Annotated in this window: 19 protein-coding genes and 1 pseudogene; 8 read left to right on the top strand and 12 right to left on the bottom strand. The window is 69.7% G+C overall.

All coding sequences use genetic code 11. The annotated features are described in order from the left end of the window. The first annotated feature begins 76 nt into the window (after positions 1–76). Together JAV51_RS16155 and JAV51_RS16150 are read left to right on the top strand one after the other, a co-directional pair. Entirely contained in the window at positions 77–958 is an 882-nt protein-coding gene (locus JAV51_RS16155; protein WP_197321563.1) for an ABC transporter ATP-binding protein, read from the top strand. After that, complete coding sequence (locus JAV51_RS16150) at positions 958–2,085, top strand: ABC transporter permease (protein WP_197321562.1); 1,128 nt, start codon at positions 958–960, stop codon at positions 2,083–2,085. The genes JAV51_RS16155 and JAV51_RS16150 overlap by 1 nt, the downstream gene beginning before the upstream one ends. A 69-nt stretch (positions 2,086–2,154) precedes the next feature. On the opposite strand, the gene JAV51_RS16145 is transcribed toward JAV51_RS16150, so the two are convergent. The 6 genes from JAV51_RS16145 to JAV51_RS16120 all read right to left on the bottom strand — a co-directional run bounded on the left by JAV51_RS16145 (position 2,155) and on the right by JAV51_RS16120 (position 7,880). Next, entirely contained in the window at positions 2,155–3,936 is a 1,782-nt protein-coding gene (locus tag JAV51_RS16145) for a choline/carnitine O-acyltransferase (RefSeq protein WP_197321561.1), read from the bottom strand. Between the two features lie 43 nt (positions 3,937–3,979). Continuing rightward, positions 3,980–4,858: an arpA protein gene (locus JAV51_RS16140; protein ID WP_197321560.1), complete on the bottom strand. Its 879-nt coding sequence runs from the start codon at positions 4,856–4,858 to the stop codon at positions 3,980–3,982. A gap of 86 nt (positions 4,859–4,944) precedes the next feature. Then, the gene (locus JAV51_RS16135) at positions 4,945–5,550 is read right to left on the bottom strand and encodes a hypothetical protein (RefSeq protein WP_197321559.1); all 606 of its coding nucleotides are present in this window, start codon (positions 5,548–5,550) and stop codon (positions 4,945–4,947) included. Beyond that, positions 5,547–6,722, bottom strand: a complete 1,176-nt coding sequence (locus JAV51_RS16130; protein ID WP_197321558.1) for an MAB_1171c family putative transporter — start codon at positions 6,720–6,722, stop codon at positions 5,547–5,549. The genes JAV51_RS16135 and JAV51_RS16130 overlap by 4 nt, the downstream gene beginning before the upstream one ends. Positions 6,723–6,741: 19 nt before the next feature. Further along, positions 6,742–7,281, bottom strand: coding sequence for a hypothetical protein (locus JAV51_RS16125; protein ID WP_307845905.1), 540 nt, complete (start codon positions 7,279–7,281; stop codon positions 6,742–6,744). Positions 7,282–7,373: 92 nt separating this feature from the next. Continuing rightward, the gene (locus tag JAV51_RS16120; protein ID WP_197321557.1) at positions 7,374–7,880 is read right to left on the bottom strand and encodes a helix-turn-helix transcriptional regulator; all 507 of its coding nucleotides are present in this window, start codon (positions 7,878–7,880) and stop codon (positions 7,374–7,376) included. Between the two features lie 473 nt (positions 7,881–8,353). On the opposite strand from JAV51_RS16120, the pseudogene JAV51_RS20495 reads away from it, so the two are divergent. Both JAV51_RS20495 and JAV51_RS16115 read left to right on the top strand, forming a co-directional pair. Continuing rightward, positions 8,354–8,623 (top strand): annotated as a pseudogene (locus JAV51_RS20495) (multiprotein-bridging factor 1 family protein); the annotation flags it as partial. A gap of 117 nt (positions 8,624–8,740) precedes the next feature. After that, positions 8,741–9,787, top strand: coding sequence for an XRE family transcriptional regulator (locus JAV51_RS16115; protein ID WP_307845907.1), 1,047 nt, complete (start codon positions 8,741–8,743; stop codon positions 9,785–9,787). On the opposite strand, the gene JAV51_RS16110 is transcribed toward JAV51_RS16115, so the two are convergent. From JAV51_RS16110 to paaI, 6 genes are all read right to left on the bottom strand, one after another. Then, positions 9,784–10,347, bottom strand: a complete 564-nt coding sequence (locus JAV51_RS16110) for a GNAT family N-acetyltransferase (RefSeq protein ID WP_197321555.1) — start codon at positions 10,345–10,347, stop codon at positions 9,784–9,786. The two genes, JAV51_RS16115 and JAV51_RS16110, sit on opposite strands and share 4 nt — an antisense overlap. 31 nt (positions 10,348–10,378) lie before the next feature. Further along, positions 10,379–10,906, bottom strand: coding sequence for a hypothetical protein (locus JAV51_RS16105; protein ID WP_197321554.1), 528 nt, complete (start codon positions 10,904–10,906; stop codon positions 10,379–10,381). Positions 10,907–11,002: 96 nt separating this feature from the next. Beyond that, the gene (locus tag JAV51_RS16100) at positions 11,003–11,629 is read right to left on the bottom strand and encodes an HNH endonuclease family protein (protein ID WP_197321553.1); all 627 of its coding nucleotides are present in this window, start codon (positions 11,627–11,629) and stop codon (positions 11,003–11,005) included. Positions 11,630–11,857: 228 nt separating this feature from the next. Beyond that, complete coding sequence (locus tag JAV51_RS16095; protein ID WP_197321552.1) at positions 11,858–12,475, bottom strand: TetR/AcrR family transcriptional regulator; 618 nt, start codon at positions 12,473–12,475, stop codon at positions 11,858–11,860. A 22-nt stretch (positions 12,476–12,497) separates the two neighbouring features. Further along, a complete protein-coding gene (gene paaK, locus JAV51_RS16090; protein ID WP_197321551.1) occupies positions 12,498–13,844 on the bottom strand; it encodes a phenylacetate--CoA ligase PaaK in 1,347 nt (448 codons plus the stop codon). A gap of 19 nt (positions 13,845–13,863) precedes the next feature. Then, complete coding sequence (gene paaI / locus JAV51_RS16085; RefSeq protein WP_197321596.1) at positions 13,864–14,247, bottom strand: hydroxyphenylacetyl-CoA thioesterase PaaI; 384 nt, start codon at positions 14,245–14,247, stop codon at positions 13,864–13,866. A 139-nt stretch (positions 14,248–14,386) separates the two neighbouring features. On the opposite strand from paaI, the gene JAV51_RS16080 reads away from it, so the two are divergent. The 4 genes from JAV51_RS16080 to paaB all read left to right on the top strand — a co-directional run bounded on the left by JAV51_RS16080 (position 14,387) and on the right by paaB (position 18,615). Continuing rightward, positions 14,387–15,256, top strand: a complete 870-nt coding sequence (locus JAV51_RS16080) for a 3-hydroxyacyl-CoA dehydrogenase family protein (protein ID WP_197321550.1) — start codon at positions 14,387–14,389, stop codon at positions 15,254–15,256. Between the two features lie 85 nt (positions 15,257–15,341). Then, positions 15,342–17,405, top strand: coding sequence for a phenylacetic acid degradation bifunctional protein PaaZ (gene paaZ, locus JAV51_RS16075; protein ID WP_197321549.1), 2,064 nt, complete (start codon positions 15,342–15,344; stop codon positions 17,403–17,405). Continuing rightward, positions 17,402–18,334 (top strand): 1,2-phenylacetyl-CoA epoxidase subunit PaaA, encoded by a 933-nt coding sequence (gene paaA / locus JAV51_RS16070; protein WP_197321548.1) that lies wholly within the window; start codon positions 17,402–17,404, stop codon positions 18,332–18,334. The genes paaZ and paaA overlap by 4 nt, the downstream gene beginning before the upstream one ends. Beyond that, positions 18,331–18,615, top strand: a complete 285-nt coding sequence (paaB, locus tag JAV51_RS16065) for a 1,2-phenylacetyl-CoA epoxidase subunit PaaB (RefSeq protein WP_197321547.1) — start codon at positions 18,331–18,333, stop codon at positions 18,613–18,615. Before paaA ends, paaB begins: the two co-directional genes overlap by 4 nt. The last annotated feature ends 3 nt before the right edge of the window (positions 18,616–18,618 follow it).

The raw sequence follows: 18,618 nt of genomic DNA, 5'->3' as shown, positions 1-18,618 counted from the left end.
TCCTCCTCACGGAGGACACGCATGATCGTTCCGCGGCCTGACGACGTCGCCCGCTCCTTTTGTTTCACTGATCGGCATGTTGACAGTGACCAGCATCAGTCGCCGCTTCGGCGAGCATCAGGTGCTCGACGACGTCTCGTTCGAGGTGCGTCCAGGCCGCATGACGGGCTTCCTCGGAGCCAACGGCGCGGGCAAGACCACCACGATGCGCATCATCCTCGGAGTCCTGGCCGCGCACGGTGGCTCGGTGACGTGGAACGGCGAACCGGTCACTCCGGCGCTGCGACAGCGCTTCGGCTACATGCCGGAGGAACGCGGCCTGTACCCGAAGATGAAGATCGCGGAGCAGGTGGCGTGGCTCGGTCAGCTCCACGGCCTCGATCGCGCCACCGCGCGGCGCAACACCGAGGAACTGCTCGCCCAGCTCGACCTGGAGGCGCGCGCGAACGACAAGCTGGAGGACCTGTCGCTGGGCAACCAGCAGCGCGTCCAGGTGGCGGCGGCGCTCGTGCACGACCCGGTACTGCTGATCCTCGACGAGCCGTTCTCCGGACTCGACCCGATCGCCGTCGGCGTCGTGCTGGGTGTGCTGCGGGAGCGGGCGAAGCGTGGGGTCCCGGTGCTGTTCTCCAGCCACCAGCTCGCCATCGTGGAACAACTCTGCGACGACCTGGTGATCATCTCGGGTGGGGCGATCGCCGCCAGCGGCGACCGGGAGGAGCTGCGCCGCCGCTACGCCTCGGAGCGCTACGAACTCGTGGTCGACTCCGACGCCGGATGGCTGCGCGACCTCGCCGGGGTGCGGGTGGTGGACCTCGACGGTCCGCGCGCGGTGTTCGAGCTCGCCGACGGAACCAGTGACCAGGACGTGTTGCGCGCGGCGCTGGCCAAGGGGGACGTGCGCAGCTTCACGCCGGTTCTGCCCTCGCTGGAAGAGATCTTCAAGGAGGCCATCTGATGAGCACCACGACCGGGCACCCCTCGCCGGGGAGCGCGGCGGGCGGGACGTCGTTCGTCGCGGCGACCCGGCTCGTCGCGGAACGCGAGGTGAAGTCCTTCCTGCAACTGAAGAGCTTCTGGATCGGTCTCGGGGTCACCGTCGTGGCGCTGTTCGCGCTGTCGGTGCTGCCGTCGGTGTTCGGGGGCGGGCAGTCCAGTGTGGCCGTCGTGGGCACCAGTGACGTGCACGCCGCACTCGAACCGCTCGACGTCGACGTCGTCGAGGTCGAGGACGTCGCCGCGGCGGAGGAACTGGTCCGCTCGGAGGAGGTCGACGCCGCCGTGGTGCCCGACTCGACCGGCGAGTCGCTGACCGGTGTGAGGGTCGTGGCGTTGTCGGACCCGCCCGCCGAGATCGTCGCGGGTCTGGGCACGGTGCCTCCGGTGGACTTGTTGGAGACGGCGGACGTGTCGAGCGGGGAACGGGGCGCCGTGGTGCTGGTGCTCTCCGTCCTGTTCCTCATGTTCGGGATGGGCGGGGTGGCCATCGCCCAGAGCACGGTGACGGAGAAGCAGACCCGGGTCGTCGAAATCTTGGTGTCCACGGTCCCGGTTCGGGCCCTGCTCGCGGGCAAGATCGTCGGCCACACACTGCTGACGCTCGGTCAGGTCGTGGTGATCGCCGTCGCGGCCCCGCTCGCGTTGCAGGCGGGCGGACACAGCGACCTGTTGACCGTCGTGCTCCCGGCCCTGGGCTGGTTCGTGCCGTTCATGATCCTCGGCTTCCTGCTGCTGTCCGCGCTGTGGGCGGTGACGGGGTCGCTCGTGAGCAGGCAGGAGGACCTCGGAGCCACCATGGGCCTGGCCATGATGCTGGTGATGGGACCGTACTTCGCGGTCATGTTCTTCTCCGACAACGAGACCGTCATGACGGTGCTGTCGTTCGTGCCGTTCTCCGCCGCCGTGGCGATGCCGCTGCGGATGTTCGCCGGGGAGGCGGCCGTGTGGGAGGCGCTGGCGTCGCTCGGCGTGCTCGCGGTCACGGCGGCGCTCGTCGTGATGCTCGGCGCGCGGCTGTACTCGGGTGCGCTGCTGCAGACCCGAGGCAAGGTCGCGTTGTCGGCGGCGTGGAAGCACGCCGACTGACCGGGGGAGACGAGAAGCGGGGCGGGGTGGCGTGATGCCGACCCCGCCCCGCTTCTCTGTGCCTGGGCTCTAGAGCTGTGGGTCGAGCAGGTCCTCCAGCTCGTAGACCGCCGTGGTGAGCTGTTCGGCGAACGTCGCCATCTCGGCGGCGACGCCCTCCGGGGTGCTCAGGTAGATGTTGACGCGGTCGGGCAGCAGCACGTAGGCGACGCCGATGCAGTGGCTGCTCGTGGAGCCGAAGCCGAAGTACTGGATGTTCTCCGACGGGGCCGAGCTGGTGCTCAGGTAGTCGTCGCGCATCACCGTCCAGCCCGGCGTGGAGTACAGCGGGAGGTCGGGGTCGACACCCAGCTCCGGCTGTCGGGCCGCGACGAGCTGGAGTTCCCACAGATGCTGTTCCGGAGCCTTGCCCGCCTGGCACTCCTTGGCCCTGGCGACGTGCTTCTCCGCCGCCGCGCGCACGGCGGCGACCCGGTCGTCGACGTCGGCGTCCGGGTTCTCCATCACGTCGACGAAGCGCACGATCTCGGGCGTGACCACGCGCATGGCCTCGGTCCGCCCGGCCTGGTACTGGCGGGTGGCGATCGACTCGTAGGTGGCGCCGAGGAAGCCCTTCGCGCGCTTGTGCGCGAGCTGGTAGGCCAGCTGCATGAACGCGTCGGGGGAGATGTTGAGCTGCTTGATGCGGGTCGAGCCGATGTCGTCGAACGACACGAGGCGCGACGCGGTGGCCGCCGCGTAGTCGGCGAACGCGGTCGCCGCCGAGGAGACGTCCTTCCGCAACGCGTCGTCGAGGGTGAACTCGATCGGTGCCAGCGCGGGGGTTCCCGTGCTCTCGCGCTCGTCGACCTCCGTGGTCAGCACGGTGTCGACGAACGACAACACGGTGGTGCCGTCGAGTCCACAGTGCTCGATGTTGATGCCCGCGGTGCCGTCGGCGAAGACGACGAACGACACCGACTTGTCGAACCACCGGGTGCCGCTGTCGCCGTGCAGCAGGTGGTCGCACGCGTCCTTGGTGTCGGACGGGGTGTGGTCGTCGAGCGCGACGCAGAACAGGGCGGTCTCCACCGTGTCGAGTGCCTCGGCGTTGCCCGGCAGCCGCAGCAGGGCGGCCCGACTCTCGGCCCACTCGGCGCGCGCCTTCGTGGTGAGGTGACCCACGGGGAACTCGGCACGCGTCTCGGTCGCGGCGAGCACGTCGGCGAGTCCCTGTTCGAGGTTGGCCACCGACACCGGTCGCCCGTCGGGGTCGACGACGTCCAACCGGTAGAGGTGACCGCGGCTGAGCACCACGATGTGGCGAGCGGTGGACGGACCGGGTTCGGCGTCGCTGTACGGGGCGCGGACGGTGTCCTGCGTCGTGCCGGGGATCCGCGTGGTGGAGAACAGGTACTTCACCTGGTCCATGGACAGCGGCCTGCCCCGCTGCATCACCGGCGGGATCGCCTCGGCGTCCAGCCGCAACTTGTAGTCCACAGTGGATGCGATGATTCGGGCGGCGCGAGCGCGCTGACCGAGTTCGGACGGCTGGAACAGGAAGAAGAAGTTCGCGTTCAGCGCGATGCGGTCACGCCGACCGAGGTAGCGGGAGGGCCAGAAGCGGTCGAGCCAGCTCCGCACGCCCTCGGTGGAGTCGTACTCGCGCAGCGCGGCGTGCAGGGTGTGCGCGGGGCCGCCCGCGCGCAGGAACTCGGCCACCGCCTTCTCGGTGACGGCACGCTGGTCGTCGGTCAACAGCGGCGCGCACCACTCCAGGAACCGGGTGCAGGACTCCTCCAGCGTGGGCAGGGGAACCCGGGGAAGGCTGTCCTCGTGGGCGAACGTGGGTGTCGATTCGGTGGAAGTCACGGTGGTCCTCGAAGTCGGTCGTTCGGTTCTGTCGTGGGTCGGGTCAGTCGAGCAACTGGTCGCCTCGGACGGCCTTGCCCTCGGCGGCGAGGTGAGCCTCGGTGACGCGGCCGAAGAGCTGGCGGGTGCGGGCCACGCTGCCCACCACTCCGGGCCGTGCGCTGTAGGCGAAGATCGCGGTGTGCCGCTCGGTCGTGCCCTCCACGGGGGTGACCCGGTGCAGGGCGAAACGGCCCCGGAACAGTTGCAGATCGCCGGTGCGCAGGGTCAACCGTCGCACCGACTGCCGCTGTTCGCCGGTCAACACCGCGCGGACGTCGGCGAAGTTCTCCTCCTGCTCCGAGCGGATACCGGGGCAGTACTCGAAGTCACCGCCGGACTCGGGGGCCTGGGTGAGCAGGGAGACGGCGAACTCGTTGGTGTCGAAGTGCCACGGGTGATCCATGCCGGGGCGGACGACGTTCAGCACCAGCGCCGCGAGCGGGTCGGCGAGCTCGTGGATCTCCTCCAACCCGAAGCAGGCGGCGAGGAACCGTTGCACGTGCGGGTCGGTGTAGAGCCGGTGGATGATCGCGTCCGACGGGATGTGGTCGCGCGCCACGAACGCGTTGCGTCGCCGCAGTGTGAGCCGGGCGGGGTGGTCCTCGGGAAGCTCGGCCTCCGCGCGGTCGCACGGAATGTTGTAGGCGTTCACGAGCTCGACGTCGTAGTGCGCGCGCGGAGCCATGTCGGCGCCCTCGGCCCGCAGGGTGTCGTGGTGTTCGGGGCGGACGAAATCGGTCAGCACACTGCAACCGTCGTGGGTCAAGTCGGCCCGCACCTTCTCCACCGCCGCGAGCCACGCGTCGCTGTCCGGCTGGAACAGCGGGTATCGCTCGGTGTCGACGACCTGCTCGATCAGCGGGGCCACAGATGCGCTCATGGGGTTCCTTCCACACGCCGTGCAGTCGGGCAGCTCAACGAACTGTAGAGCAATCGGTTACCGACTGTGGCGAAGGCAACGCGCGCTCAGAGGGCGAGAGCGAACACCCCGCCGCCGACGACCACGCCCAACACCGTGCCGGCGACCACCTGGGCGGTGGTGTGGTCGCCCAGCCGCACACGCGACCAGCACACCGCGCCGACCACGAGCAGCAGCGGCAGCAGCCAGGCCGTGTAGGCGACGGCGAGGATGACGACGGCCCCGGCGGCGACCGCCGCGTGCATGGACACCTTCCACCACACCGTGATCGCACCGCTCACCAGCAACACCGCGATCATGGCGACGTCCAACGCCACGAGCATCCGCGGTGCCTCCCACCAGAGAAGCAGCCCGAGACAGGCGCCGCTCAACACGAGCAGCGCGAGGAAGGGCACCAACCGCCCCTCGCGGTCGCGGACGTGGTGCCCGTCCCACCGCCCTCGTCGGGCGCCCCAGACGATGACACCCATCGGCAGGACGCTGCTGGTCGTCGCGATCAACAGCCCCCAGGCGACGGTGGGCACCAGCGCCTCCGTGGCTCGCCACGCCACGGCTCCGGACAGGGCGATGACGATCACCCAGGGGGCGAACACCTCGCTTAGGACGCGGGCGGTGCGTGACTCGACCGCCTGTGCGGTGTCCGTCGTGCTCACGGCTCCCTCTCGTCTCGTGCGGTGGTCGGTGTGGCCTGACTCGTCGACACGGGCAGTCGTCGCAGTGCCTTCGCGACCCGACACAGCCACGCGGCCTCACCGTCGAGATCATCCATGGTCGGCGGCGACGGCGTGACGGCACCCTCCGCGGACGCGGCGTCGACCGGGGGCTTTCCGGCCGACCAGCGGGCGAGCGCCATCGCGATCGCGTGGGCCTCCCGCCGGGCATCGTCGGGAGTCCGCGTCGTGGGGGCGGGGCGGTCACGGTAAGGCGACAGCACCAGCAACGCGTCGAGGATGTCCACCACCCGGACACTCAGGCGTTCCTGCGGCGTCGAGCCGGGGCGAGGTGTGGGTCTCAGGTGGCGAATCACCGGCGACAGCGTGAGCCAGAGCCCGTGCAACGTCCGGTACTGCCGCCGCCGTCGCAGTGCCGAGGCGCCTTGCGCGATCGGGGGCGCGCACGAGGGCAGCAGCAGGCCGACCACCACCAGCAGCACCGCGGTGACCGGCAGCACCACGGCCAGCAGCTCCGATCCGGGATAGGACGCGCCGACGAGGAACACGGACGTGGCGGCGACGACCTTGTGCACACCCCAGGCGACTCCGAAGGCCGCCCCGACCTGCATGGTGCGCAAGCCGCGCTGGAGCCAGCGTCGGTCGGTCAGTTCCACGTACCGGCCGACGAGGACCACAAGCCGGGCGAGGCTCCAGGCGATGTAGCCGCTTAACAACAGCAGGTAGCCGACGATCCCGGGCAGTCGTGCGAACGTGGCCAGGAAATCCGGTCGGTAGGTGGTGCCGGCGGACAGGAACAACGTGGCTATGGCGGTGAGCGTCAGCAGCAGGATCACCGACTGTCGCCGGACGCCCGTGGCCGCGTGGTCGGAGTCGGGGGCCACGAGATGGATCAGCATGGCGTGCACGCAGAATGCGCCGACCATGGCGGCGGCGTTGGCCACCAGCCGGGTCATGTTCGGCGCCGGTTCCATGGGGGCTGCGGCGGCGAGCACGGCAGGGGCGGACAGCGCTGCCGACGCCCCCGTCGCGATCACGGCCAGACACGCGTACAACGTCGCCGGGGTCAGGTGTCGGCGCGCCAGCACGAGCCGGAGCGCCCCACCTGCCATTGCGGAGACCCCGGTGACCACGTTCACGACGGTCCCCGTCATGTGCCTCTCACCTCGGTTCTCACAGCCGGTCGAACGTGGTCGTCAACCGCGCGACCATGGTCTGGCTGGACCGGTTGGGCGGGGTGCGATGGCGTCGCGGCGGGGGCACCGCGCGGGCGGCGGCGACCCTGGCGTGCACGAGGTGTGCGAAGCCTTCCGCCTCGTCCTCCTCCACGGCGGTGCTGGTGCGACCGAACAGGTGCGTGAACGCGTCGGGTCGCAGGTCCGGAGCGATCCTGCGGGCTTCCTCGTCGGAGAGCACGCAGCGGCCGGAGTGCTCGAACAGCATGTGCCCGACCTCGTGCAGGATGATGTGGTCCTGGTGGAACCCGGCGGTGTTGTCGGGGTAGGCGATGAGGTCGTAGTCGGCGTGGCGTTGCCACGCACCGGTCGGTTCGCCCGGCGACCACGGCACCGCGCACAGGTCGATGTCACGGCCTCGCACGCGTTCGAGGCGGTCCAGCCAGTCGTTCAGATTCCAGGGCTGCGGAATGCCGGTCCGGGAGAGCACCGTCTCCACCAGCTCCTCACAACGGCGTCGTGTGTCGGAGTGTGTCACCGTGCCGCCCTCCCGACGTCGCCGACCGAATCCCCCGGCGACGGGCGGAAGCAGGCGCACGCACCGGGTTCCGACGCCCGAGCGTCGGGCGATCATTCTCCCGTATCACCGTTCTCCGCCACCGGCGGTGGTGTCGGCTTCCGTCGGCTCCGGCGATCGCGGGGACGGGCGTCGTAGGCGCGCAGCTTCTCCACCATGTTCGACACGAGTTCGCGGTCGTCAGTGGACAGTCCGATGATGCGCAACGCCAGTCGGCGTACCTCGACTTCCTCGCGTTTGTCCATACCGGACTGCCGAGGTGGGCCTGAATCGAGATCGTCGCGGTGATCGAGCAGGTCCTGGATCTGCCGCATGACGGCCACGCTGACGTCGTCGTCGACGAAGTAGTCCTCCGGCACACCGAAGAACCGCACGATCTTCATCGCCACGCTGTGGCGGGGCTCGGCGCGTCTTCCGGTGCGCAACTGCCACACGTACTGCCGTGACACCCCCAGCACCTGGGCCAGCTCTTCGTCGTCGTAGGGGCCGCGGTCGGCCGGGTGCATGGTGTCGATGAGGAACGCCAGCTTCTCGGCGAAGCTCGTGGGGGTCGTGCTCATCGAAGTCTCCGAGGTTCTGCGGGTGGGACGTGCTGGTCGCGAGCAACAACTGTTGACGAGACGCAGTAACGACTGTAAACAGTAATGATCTTGTGGGAGGTCGTGTCGAAGGGGGAACGTGAGCGCACGTTCCGCGTGTCGGTCACGTGGCGCGACCTTCCGCAACCTCGGGCCCGGGCGACCGCGTGGAGGGCGGGTCGCGAGGCGGGCGTGTCCGGCGGCGCGGTGTCGACGAAACGTGGTGTCGACGTAGCGCGCCGTCCGGGATAGCTGGGGATGGGCTGGCAGAAGTTCCGATGCCGGGCAGAGGCGGTCGGTGCGTGGTTACTCCTGCCAGCCAACCGGATCGACGAGAGCGGAGGCGAAGTCCGTCGACCGGACTCTCACGACGCTAGGACCAGACCGCAGTCACGGGGAAGCCGCTGTGCCAGTGCGGCACAGGTTGTGCCATTTTGGCAAACCGACTTCTCTGCGTGACGAAGTCACTACGCTGGCCCCACCGATTGTGCAGGAAGTGTCGGGGGTGCGCAGTGCCGAACCGGTGGACGCCAGCTCTGTGGGATGCCGCGAATCGCGGTGACTACGCCACTGTGCTGCGTCGCGCTCGCGAGCAACTGGGCTGGTCACAGGGGCGACTCGGGCAGAAGTTCGGCTGTTCCGCATCCACGATCTCCCGGTTCGAGAATGGTCGCCGTGGATTGCGCGACGTCGCCGTGCTTCGCCGGTTCGCCACCGTTCTCGGCCTGCCCGCCGAAGCGTTCGGACTCACCGCGTCCGCTCAGGAGCGCCCTGCCGCGACTCGGGTCGAAACACGCATTTCGAGGGTGTGCACGAATTCCGGCCAGGAAGGGGACGGTCAGGTGCGACGACGCGCATTCCTGCTTGCAGCCGGCTTGGCGGGCACCGCGATGGCGGCGCCGGGCGCGTTGGCCGCGCAGAGACCCGACCTGCAGATCGATCCGGCCGCGTTTCTGACCAGCCGGCTGGAAGCGGTGTTGTTGGGGCCCACCACCACGAACACCGAGCCGGCGTCGCTGTCGACGTTGGAGTCGGCGCTGCGGCGCGCGCGGGAGGACTTCCACGACTGTCGCTACGTCGAACTCGGTACCCGGCTGCCGGATCTGCTGACGGCCGCCGAGGCCGCCCACGCGCAGGACGGCAGCGCGCGGACCGCGCGGCTCGCGGCGAACGCGTACAACCTCGCCACGCGCGCGTTGCTGAAACTCGAAGCCAGTGGCCTGGAGTGGGTCTGTGCGGATCGGGGCTTGCGCATGGCGTCCGGGTCGGAGGACGTCCTGGTGAGGGCGGAGGCGACCCGGTTGCTGGGCTCGGTGTGTCGGCGAGCGGGCCACCACGACCGCGCCCAGAACCTCACGCTCAGCGCCGCCGACCAACTCGACCTGGCTGGCCGCGACCCCGACCCGCGCCACCTCGCGTTGCACGGCGTGTTGTTGTGTTCGGCGGGATACGCGGCGGCGCGGGGCGGTGACCACGAACGAGCCACCGAACTGCTGGCCGAGGCCGACGCCGCGGCCGGTCGCCTGTCGGCGCACCCGATGCAGCAGGCGGCCCTCGCGGCGAACGTGCTCAGCCACCGGGTGTCCGCGCACTACGTCCTGGGTGACGCGGGCACCGCGCTGCACCACTCGCAGAGCGCGGATTTGGTCAGCTTCCCCGACACCGAGCGCCGGGCGCGGTTCCTCGTCGACGTCGCCCTGTGCTACGCCCAGTGGGACAAGCCCGACCGTGCGTTCCAGACCTTGCTGGCGGCCGAACGCGCGGCGCCGTGCGAGGTGCGGACCCGCGCCACCGTCCGGCGCCTGGTCGGTGACCTGCTGCGCCACCCGCGCCAGGCGTCGCTACCCGGCATCCGCCAACTCGCCGCCCGGACGCACGCGTTGGTCTAGTGAGCGCGTTGGGTGCCGTCGTGTCCCGGAAGCGAGTACCGGTAGTGCTGGGTAACCGTCGTCGTGCCCGACGGAGTCGTGGTCGGTCGCGGTGAGCCGTCCGTCGAGAAGCCCACGGCGATCAGTGCGCGCTCGGACGCCGTGTTGGCGGGATCGGTGCGCGCCGTCACGGCGGACAATCCGAGGGAGCGGGCCAGGTCGACCGACGCGATGAGGGCACGCCGGGCGACTCCGCGTCCTCGCGCGTGCGGGGTGAGCCAGAAGCCCACCTCCGCCTGCTCGGCGGTGATGTCGAAGAGGACGAGGCTGCCCAGGAAGGTGTCGTCGGTGTCCGCCACGATGCTCAGCACCGCCAGCGTCCCTTCGTCCAGTCCTCGCCGGACGTCGGAGCGGACGAGTTCGCGCACGATGTCCGGGGTGTAGTGGGACAGGGGAAGGTGGGCGTAGCGTCGGACGTCGGCATCGCGGGTGCCCTCCGCGTACGCCTCGGCGTCGGCGTCGGCGAGCGGTCGGAGAACGACGCCGTCGTGGTGGACGGGCAACGCGTCCCGGAGATTCATGTGGACTCCTCGCGAACGTCGTCGGTGGGCGTCACTCCTCATTCTGGTTGTGGGCCATGCGCTCGTCGCGGAACAGCGGGCCTGCGTAGCGGCGGAAGCCCGCGGCGACCTGGGCGGCGGACTCGGTGAGGTCACCGACGCTGACGAGGGCGTAGCCCACCGCGTGGCCGCGGCGGATGGCTTTGTCCTGCGGGAGTCCGGGGATCGGTCCCTTCGGCCACGCGATGACGTACGGGTCCTTGTCCAACTCGTCGGGTTTGTGCCCGAGGGTGATGGCCTCGAACGCCTGCCACGGCACCCGGCCCGGCAGGTCGACCCGTTCGCGGCGGTTGCGGACCCGGATGCCGTACTCGTCGATGCGCAGCTTCAGCGGCACCATCGTGGTCACCACGCCGAGCAGGCCGATGAGCAGGATGAACGGGCAGACGATGAGCATGATGCTCGTGCGCCGTCCGCCCTCACCCAGCAGCCAGCCCACGAAGAGCACCGAGCCGACGGCGCCGACCACGACCATGGCCAGCGACACCCAGGTCAAGAGCTTCGACTTGTGGAACTCCACGTTCTCTCCCCCAGAAGCCGGGCGTGCCGGTTGCGGCACGTCACCGGCATTCTAGGAACGATCCACCGTTCGGTGGGGTGTGCTGACCAGATCGGCTCAGCACCGGTCGAGCATGCTCTCCAGCGCGCTCACCTCGTCGGAGGTCACCGTGAGGTCGTAGGTGTACTTCACGTTGATCCACGACCGCGCGTACATGCACCAGTAGCCGGTGTTCGAGGGCTTCCAGGACTCCGGCGCCTTGTCGCCCTTGGACGTGTTGCTGGAGCCGGACACGGCGATGAGCTGCTGCGAGCTGAGGTCGTTGGCGAACGCTTCCCGCTTGCTCTGGGTCCACGACGAGGCACCGGTGCGCCACGCCTCGGCGAGGGGGACGACGTGGTCGATGTGCACGTCGGAGGAGCTGTCGAGCCACACCCCGTCGTACACGCTGTACCAGCTTCCGGACGTCGGCTGGCAGGCATTGTCGACGACGACGTTCGTGCCGTCGCGCTTGAGGACGGTCTCGCGGGTGTCGCAGTTGCCGTCCTGCAACTTCCAGTGCGGGAACTTGTCGCGGTCGTAGCCGTCCATGGAGCCGTCGGGCGCCACGGTGAGCTTCGCCAGGTTTGCGCGCGCGGTGGATTCACCGGGCGGGGAGGGAGGGTAGGCGGAGGCGGCAGGGGCGGACAGCAGTGCGGTGACGAGAACGGTCGCACCGGCGACCGCCGCGGCGAGACGACGCACGGGCGTACTCCTTTCGGCCGGTTCCCGGGCGCTTCGATCATGAGTGCCGGGGGCCGGTCGCGGAACCGACGGGAGTAGGGAATCGTGCTGTCGTCGAATAGGACGGTCGGTGAACGGGATCGGCCACCGATGGGGAGGCGGTGCTCACAGCGAGGCGAGAGGTCCAGGCCACGACGCGACGCGCCCGACACCGCGACTGGGTCACGATGTCGGGCGCGTCGGGGCGGGTCAGTCGGTCGCGCGCACGCGCAGGCCGTCGAAGGCCACGGCGGCGACGATGTCGGCCAGCGCCGACGCGTCGACGCCTCCCCGAGGTCGGTACCACTCGACGAGCGAGTTCACCATGCCGAACAGCAGTCGGGCCGAGGTGGCCGGATCGACGTCGGGGCGAAGGTCGCCGTCGGCGGCGGCCTTGCTGACCAGGTCGGTGACGATCTGGTCGAACTCGCGGCGGCGGGCGAGCGCGTCGCGCTCCACCTGGCTGTTGCCGCGCACCCGCAGCAGGAGCGTCACGAACGGGAGCTGGTCGACGAGCACGACCACACTCGCCCGCACCAGGTGTTCGAGCTTGTCGATCGCCCTGCCCTCGATCTCGTCGAGGCGGTCGACCTCGGCGAACAGCCCGTCCAGGCCACGGTTGACGGCGAGCCGGAGCAACTCGTCCTTGCTCCGCACGTGGTGGTAGATCGCGGACTTCGTGATGCCGAGCTTGCGGGAGAGGTCCTCCATGCTCGTGCCGTCGTAGCCGCGTTCGTTGAACAGCTCGACCGCCACCGCGAGGAGGGATTCGAGGTCGTAACCCGGCCTGCCCCGGCGGGCGGGCCGCTTCGGCGGTGTGTCGGTCATGGCGCCATTATCCCTGGCCTGGTCAGGCGGGCGGCCGTTGGTCGACGACGCGCTTGAGCTTGCCCACCGACCGTTCGAGCGTCTCGGGGTCGACGATCTCGACTCCGACGCTGACACCCACCCCGTCCTTCACGCGTGTGGCGATCTCGGCCGCCGCTGCGCCGCGCCGCTCGGTGGGTGTGTCGGCGTCGGCCTCCACCACGACGGTCAGGTGGTCCATCCGATCCTTGCGGCTCAGGTGGAGCTGGAAGTGCGGGGCGAGCCCCTCGGTCGCCAGCACGATCTCCTCGATCTGGGTGGGGAAGACGTTGACGCCCCTCAGGATGATCATGTCGTCACTGCGTCCGGTGACCTTGTCCATGCGGCGGAACGCCGGGCGCGCGGTGCCGGGGCGCAACGCGGTGAGGTCGCGGGTGCGGTACCGGATCACGGGCATGGCTTGCTTCGTGAGCGAGGTGAACACGAGCTCGCCGGTGTCGCCGTCGGGCAGCACGACGTCGTCGAGCGGGTCGACGACCTCCGGGTAGAAGTGGTCCTCCCAGACGTGCAGACCGTCCTTGGTCTCGACACATTCTTGCGCGACGCCCGGCCCCATCACCTCGGACAGCCCGTAGATGTCGACGGCGTGCAGGTCGAGCCGGTCCTCGATCTCGTGTCGCATCTGCTCGGTCCACGGTTCGGCGCCGAAGATGCCGACGCGTAGCGAGGTGCTCCGTGGGTCGATGCCCTGCCGTTCGAACTCGTCGAGCAGCGTGAGCATGTACGACGGCGTGACCATGATGATCTCGGGCCGGAGGTCGGTGATCAGTTGCACCTGGCGGGCGGTCATGCCCCCGGAGGCCGGGACGACGGTGCAGCCGAGCTTCTCGGCGCCGTAGTGGGCGCCCAGGCCGCCGGTGAACAGGCCGTAGCCGTAGGCGACGTGGACCGTGTCACCGGGACGGCCGCCCGCCGCGCGGATCGACCGCGCCACCACATCGGCCCAGGCGTCGAGGTCGTCCTCGGTGTAGCCGACGACGGTCGGGGTCCCGGTGGTGCCGCTGGAGGCGTGGATGCGGCGGATACGGTCTTTGGGCACGGCGAACATGCCGTACGGGTAGTTCTCGCGCAGCTCCTGCTTGGTGGTGAAGGGGAACTTCGCGAGGTCGCCGAGTTCGCGACAGTCGTCGGGGTGTACTCCGGCCTCGTCGAACTTCCTGCGATAGAAGGGCACGTTGAGGTAGGCGTGCCGCAGTGTCCACTGAAGACGTTCGAGCTGGAGGGCACGAAGTTCGTCGATGCTCGCCCGCTCGACGGGGGAGAGGTCCTCCGTCGCCGGTGCGCGGCCCAGTCGGCGGACCTGAGGCACGTCGTTGTGCGTCGTGGTCATGCGGATTTCCTCCGTGTCGTCAGATCGAGCCGATCGTGCGGCTGCGTCCCCGGAACTCGGCGATCACCTCACGCCCGTCGGCGCCGTGTCGATGAACGGTGACGTCGTAGATGCCGTTACGGCCGTAGCACGTGCGTTCCTCGGCGGTGGCGACCAGTTCGTCACCGAGTCGCGCGCTGGCGACGAAGGTGATGTCGGCTCCCGCCGCGACCGTCACCGGCCCGTGGCTGTTGCATGCACAGGCGAACGCGGTGTCGGCGAGGAGGAAGACGTAGCCGCCGTGGGCGATGCCGTGCCCGTTGACCATCCGCTCCGTGATCCGCATGCGCGCGATCGCGCGTCCGTCCCGGGCGTGACCGACCTCGATCCCCAGCGAGGCCGAGGCGACGTCGGAGTCGAGCATGGCTCGCGTCGCCTCCGCGATCTCGGGGTTCTCCTCTGCCACGACAGGCCCACCGCCTTGCTAACTGACCGAATGGACGGTAAATAGGTGGCCTCAGTAAAACCAGCGGGTGAACGAGTGTCAAGAGTCGGAGGACGCGGTGGACGCAGAGACGGCGACGGTGCTGCCCGGGGCGATCGGAGTGATCGGCGGCGGCCGGATGGGAGCCGGAATCGCGCAGGTCTTCGCGGCCCGGGGTACGGCCGTGTGCGTGGTGGAGAGCGACGAGGCCGCGGTCTCTGCCGCCCGGGATCGCATCGCTGCCGGGCTCGCCAAGGCGGCCGAGCGCGGCAAGCTCGACGAGACGCCGGCCGCGGTGCTGGAGCGGGTGAACGTGGTGGGCGACCTCGGTGCGTTGCCGTCGGGAGTGGACCTGGTGGTCGAGGCCGTTCCGGAGCGAGCGGAGCTGAAGGTCGACGTGCTGACCCGCGCGGAGTCGGTGGTCTCGGAGGGCACGATCCTGGCCAGCAACACCAGCTCGTTGTCCATCGCGGAACTCGGCGCGGCCTTGCGAGACCCCGCCCGCTTCCTCGGGTTGCACTTCTTCAACCCGGTGCCCGCGTCGAGCCTCGTGGAGGTCGTGACCGCGCCGACGACGCGGGAGTCGGTGGTGGAGACCGGTCGAGGCTGGGTCCGCGCGCTCGGCAAGACCGACGTCGTCGTGCGTGACTCGCCGGGCTTCGCGACGAGCCGGCTGGGGGTGCTGCTGGGCTTGGAGGCCATCCGGATGTTGGAGGAAGGGGTGGCCGACGCCGAGGCGATCGACAACGCCATGGAGCTCGGGTACCGCCATCCGATGGGGCCGCTGCGGTCGACCGACCTCGTCGGTCTCGACGTGCGGCTCGCGATCGCCGAGTACCTGCACGCGACTCTGGGCGACCGGTTCGCCCCGCCGCGCCTGCTGCGCGACAAGGTCGCCGCGGGGGAACTCGGCCGCAAGAGCGGGCGGGGTTTCTACGACTGGAGCTGACCGGGCGTCGCGGCACCTTTCCCGGACGAGCGCCGGGCGCTACCATCACTTCCTGAACGTTCGGTAGGTTATTCGAGGAGGCTCGATGAGCAGGCACGCGACGCCACCGATGTCGACGCGGCTGTTGCGCAGCTACGTCGGTGGTGAGTGGCGGACCGCGACCGACGAGGGCACCCCGCTGCACGACGCGGCGACGGGCGAGGAGATCGCGCGCATCTCCTCGACGGGCATCGACATGCGCGCCGCGTTGGAGTACGGCCGCCGCGTGGGTGGCCCGGCGTTGCGCGAGCTGACCTTCCACCAGCGCGCCGCGCTGCTGAAGGCGTTGGCGTCCCACCTCCGTGAGCACCGAGACGAGCTGTACGCGCTGTCGACCCGCACCGGCGCCACCCGGTCCGACACGATGGTCGACGTCGACGGCGGTATCGGCGTGCTGTTCTCCTATTCCAGCAAGGGCAGGCGGGAACTGCCGAACGACACCGTGTACCTCGACGGTGCGGTGGAACCGCTGAGCAAGGGCGGAACGTTCGTGGGCCGCCACATCGGCACGCCGCTGCGCGGGGTGTCGGTGCAGATCAACGCCTTCAACTTCCCGGTGTGGGGGCCGTTGGAGAAGTTCGCGCCCGCGTTCCTCGCCGGGGTGCCGAGTCTCGTCAAGCCCGCCAGCCAGACGGCCTACCTCACCGAGAAACTCGTCGAGCTGATGCTCTCCTCGGGGCTGCTCCCGGAGGGTTCGCTGCAGCTTGTGTGTGGCAGCGCGGGTGACCTGCTGGACCACGTCACCGAACAGGATCTGGTGTCGTTCACCGGCTCCGCCGCCACGGCCCGCAAACTGCGGGCGCGCCCGGCCGTGGTGCGCAACGCCGTGCGGTTCAACGCCGAGGCCGACTCACTCAACTGCTCGATCCTCGGGCCCGACGCCACTCCGGGCACGGCCGAGTTCGACCTCTTCGTCAAGCAACTCGTCACGGAGATGACGGTGAAGGCGGGTCAGAAGTGCACCGCCATCCGGCGTGCCTTCGTTCCCGCCGAGCTGATCGACGCCGTGCAGGAGGCGGCGTGCGAACGCCTCGGCCGCGTCACGGTCGGCAACCCGGCGAACGAGGACGTCCGCATGGGCGCGCTCGCGAGCCTGGAGCAGCGCGAGGAGGTCCGCCGCTCGCTGAAGGCTTTGAGCGACGCCGGGCGCGTCGTGTTCGGCGACCCCGACCACGTCGACGTGGTCGACGCCGACGCCGAGCGCGGGGCGTTCCTGTCACCGGTGCTGTTGCGGGCCGACGACCCCGAGCGCGCCGAGCCGCACGAGGTGGAGGCGTTCGGGCCGGTGTCGACTCTGCTGCCGTACACGTCCACCGAGCAGGTCGTGGAGTTGGCGGCCCGCGGCCAGGGCAGCCTCGTCGGCTCCGTGGTCACCGGGGACGCCGACTTCGGGCGCGACGTCGTGCTCGGTGCCGCGCCGTGGCACGGTCGCATGCTGGTGCTCGACGCCGACGACGCGAAGGAGTCGACCGGGCACGGTTCCCCGCTGCCGATGCTGGTGCACGGCGGTCCCGGACGCGCGGGTGGTGGCGAGGAGTTGGGCGGCATTCGCGCCGTGTTGCACCACCTGCAGCGCACGGCCGTGCAGGCGAGCCCGAAGGTGCTCACGGCCGTGGGCAACAGCTGGGTGCCGGGCGCGCCCCGCTCCGAGGGCGTGCACCCGTTCCGCAAGTCGTTGGCCGAACTGCGCATCGGCGACTCGGTGGTGGCCGGTCCTCGCACCGTGACCGACGCCGACGTCGCCCACTTCGCCGAGTTCACCGGCGACACCTTCTACGCCCACACCGACCCGAAGGCGGCGGAGGCCAACCCGCTGTTCGGCGGCATCGTCGCACACGGCTATCTCGTGGTGTCGTTCGCCGCGGGGCTGTTCGTCTCGCCGGAGCCGGGCCCGGTGCTCGCGAACTACGGCCTGGAGAACCTGCGCTTCCTCACGCCGGTCAAGCCGGGCGACGAGCTCACCGTGACCCTGACGTGCAAGCAGATCACGCCGCGCGAGAACGCCGACTACGGCGAGGTGCGGTGGGACGCCGACGTCACCAACGCGGCGGGCGAGTCGGTGGCCAAGTACGACGTCCTCACGTTGGTCGCGAAGGAGACGGCGCAGTGAACCTGGAGACGCACTTCGAACGCACCCTGGAGAAGGACCAGCGCATCGAGCCGAGGGACTGGGTTCCCGACGCCTACCGCGCCACGCTCGTCCGCATGATCGCCCAGCACGCGCATTCCGAGATCATCGGCATGCAGCCCGAGGGCAACTGGATCACGCGCGCGCCGTCGTTGCGGCGCAAGGCGATCCTGCTCGCGAAGGTGCAGGACGAGGCCGGGCACGGGCTGTACTTGTACTCGGCGGCCGAGACGCTGGGCGCGGATCGCTCGGAGCTGACGGAGAAGCTGATCTCCGGGCGGCAGAAGTACTCCTCGATCTTCAACTACCCGACGCTGACCTTCGCCGACGTCGGGGTGATCGGGTGGCTCGTGGACGGTGCGGCGATCTGCAACCAGGTGCCGCTGTGTCGCAGCAGCTACGGCCCGTACGCCCGCGCCATGATCCGTATCTGCAAGGAGGAGTCCTTCCATCAGCGGCAGGGCTACGAACTGCTGATGACGATGATGAAGGGCACCCAGGCGCAGCGGGACATGGTGCAGGACGCCACCAACCGCTGGTGGTGGCCGTCGCTCATGATGTTCGGCCCGCCCGACGCCGAGTCGTCGCACACGGAGCGGTCGATGGCGTGGAAGATCAAGCGGCACACCAACGACGAGCTGCGGCAGAAGTTCGTCGACATGACCGTGCCGCAGGCCGAGGCGTTGGGCGTCACGCTGCCCGACCCGGACCTTCGGTGGAACGCCGAGCGCGGGCACTACGACTTCGGCGAAATCGACTGGGCGGAGTTCAAGCGCGTCGTCTCGGGCAACGGCCCGTGCAACGCGCAACGGGTGGCCCGGCGCAAGGCCGCTCACGAGAACGGTGCATGGGTGCGTGAGGCCGCCGCCGCGCACGCGGCGAAGCAGGCGGAGAGGACGGTGGCGGCATGACCGGCGAGTGGGACCTGTACGAGGTGTTCGTGCGTGGCAAGCGGGGCCTGAACCACGTGCACGTCGGTTCGCTGCGTGCGGCCGACCCGGAGATGGCCCTGCACAACGCCCGCGACCTCTACACCCGGCGCAACGAGGGCGTGAGCATCTGGGTGGTCAAGGCCGCCGACATCACCGCCTCCAGCCCCGACGAGAAGGACCCGTTCTTCGCGCCGTCGGCCGACAAGGTGTACCGGCACCCGACGTTCTACGACATCCCCGACGACGTTCCCCACATGTGAGGG

The sequence above is a fragment of the Saccharomonospora sp. NB11 genome (assembly GCF_015910535.1).
In the GTDB taxonomy this organism is placed as follows: Bacteria; Actinomycetota; Actinomycetes; order Mycobacteriales; family Pseudonocardiaceae; genus Saccharomonospora.
Note: the sequence above shows the minus strand (reverse complement) of the source record. Positions and strands in the feature narration are given on the sequence as shown.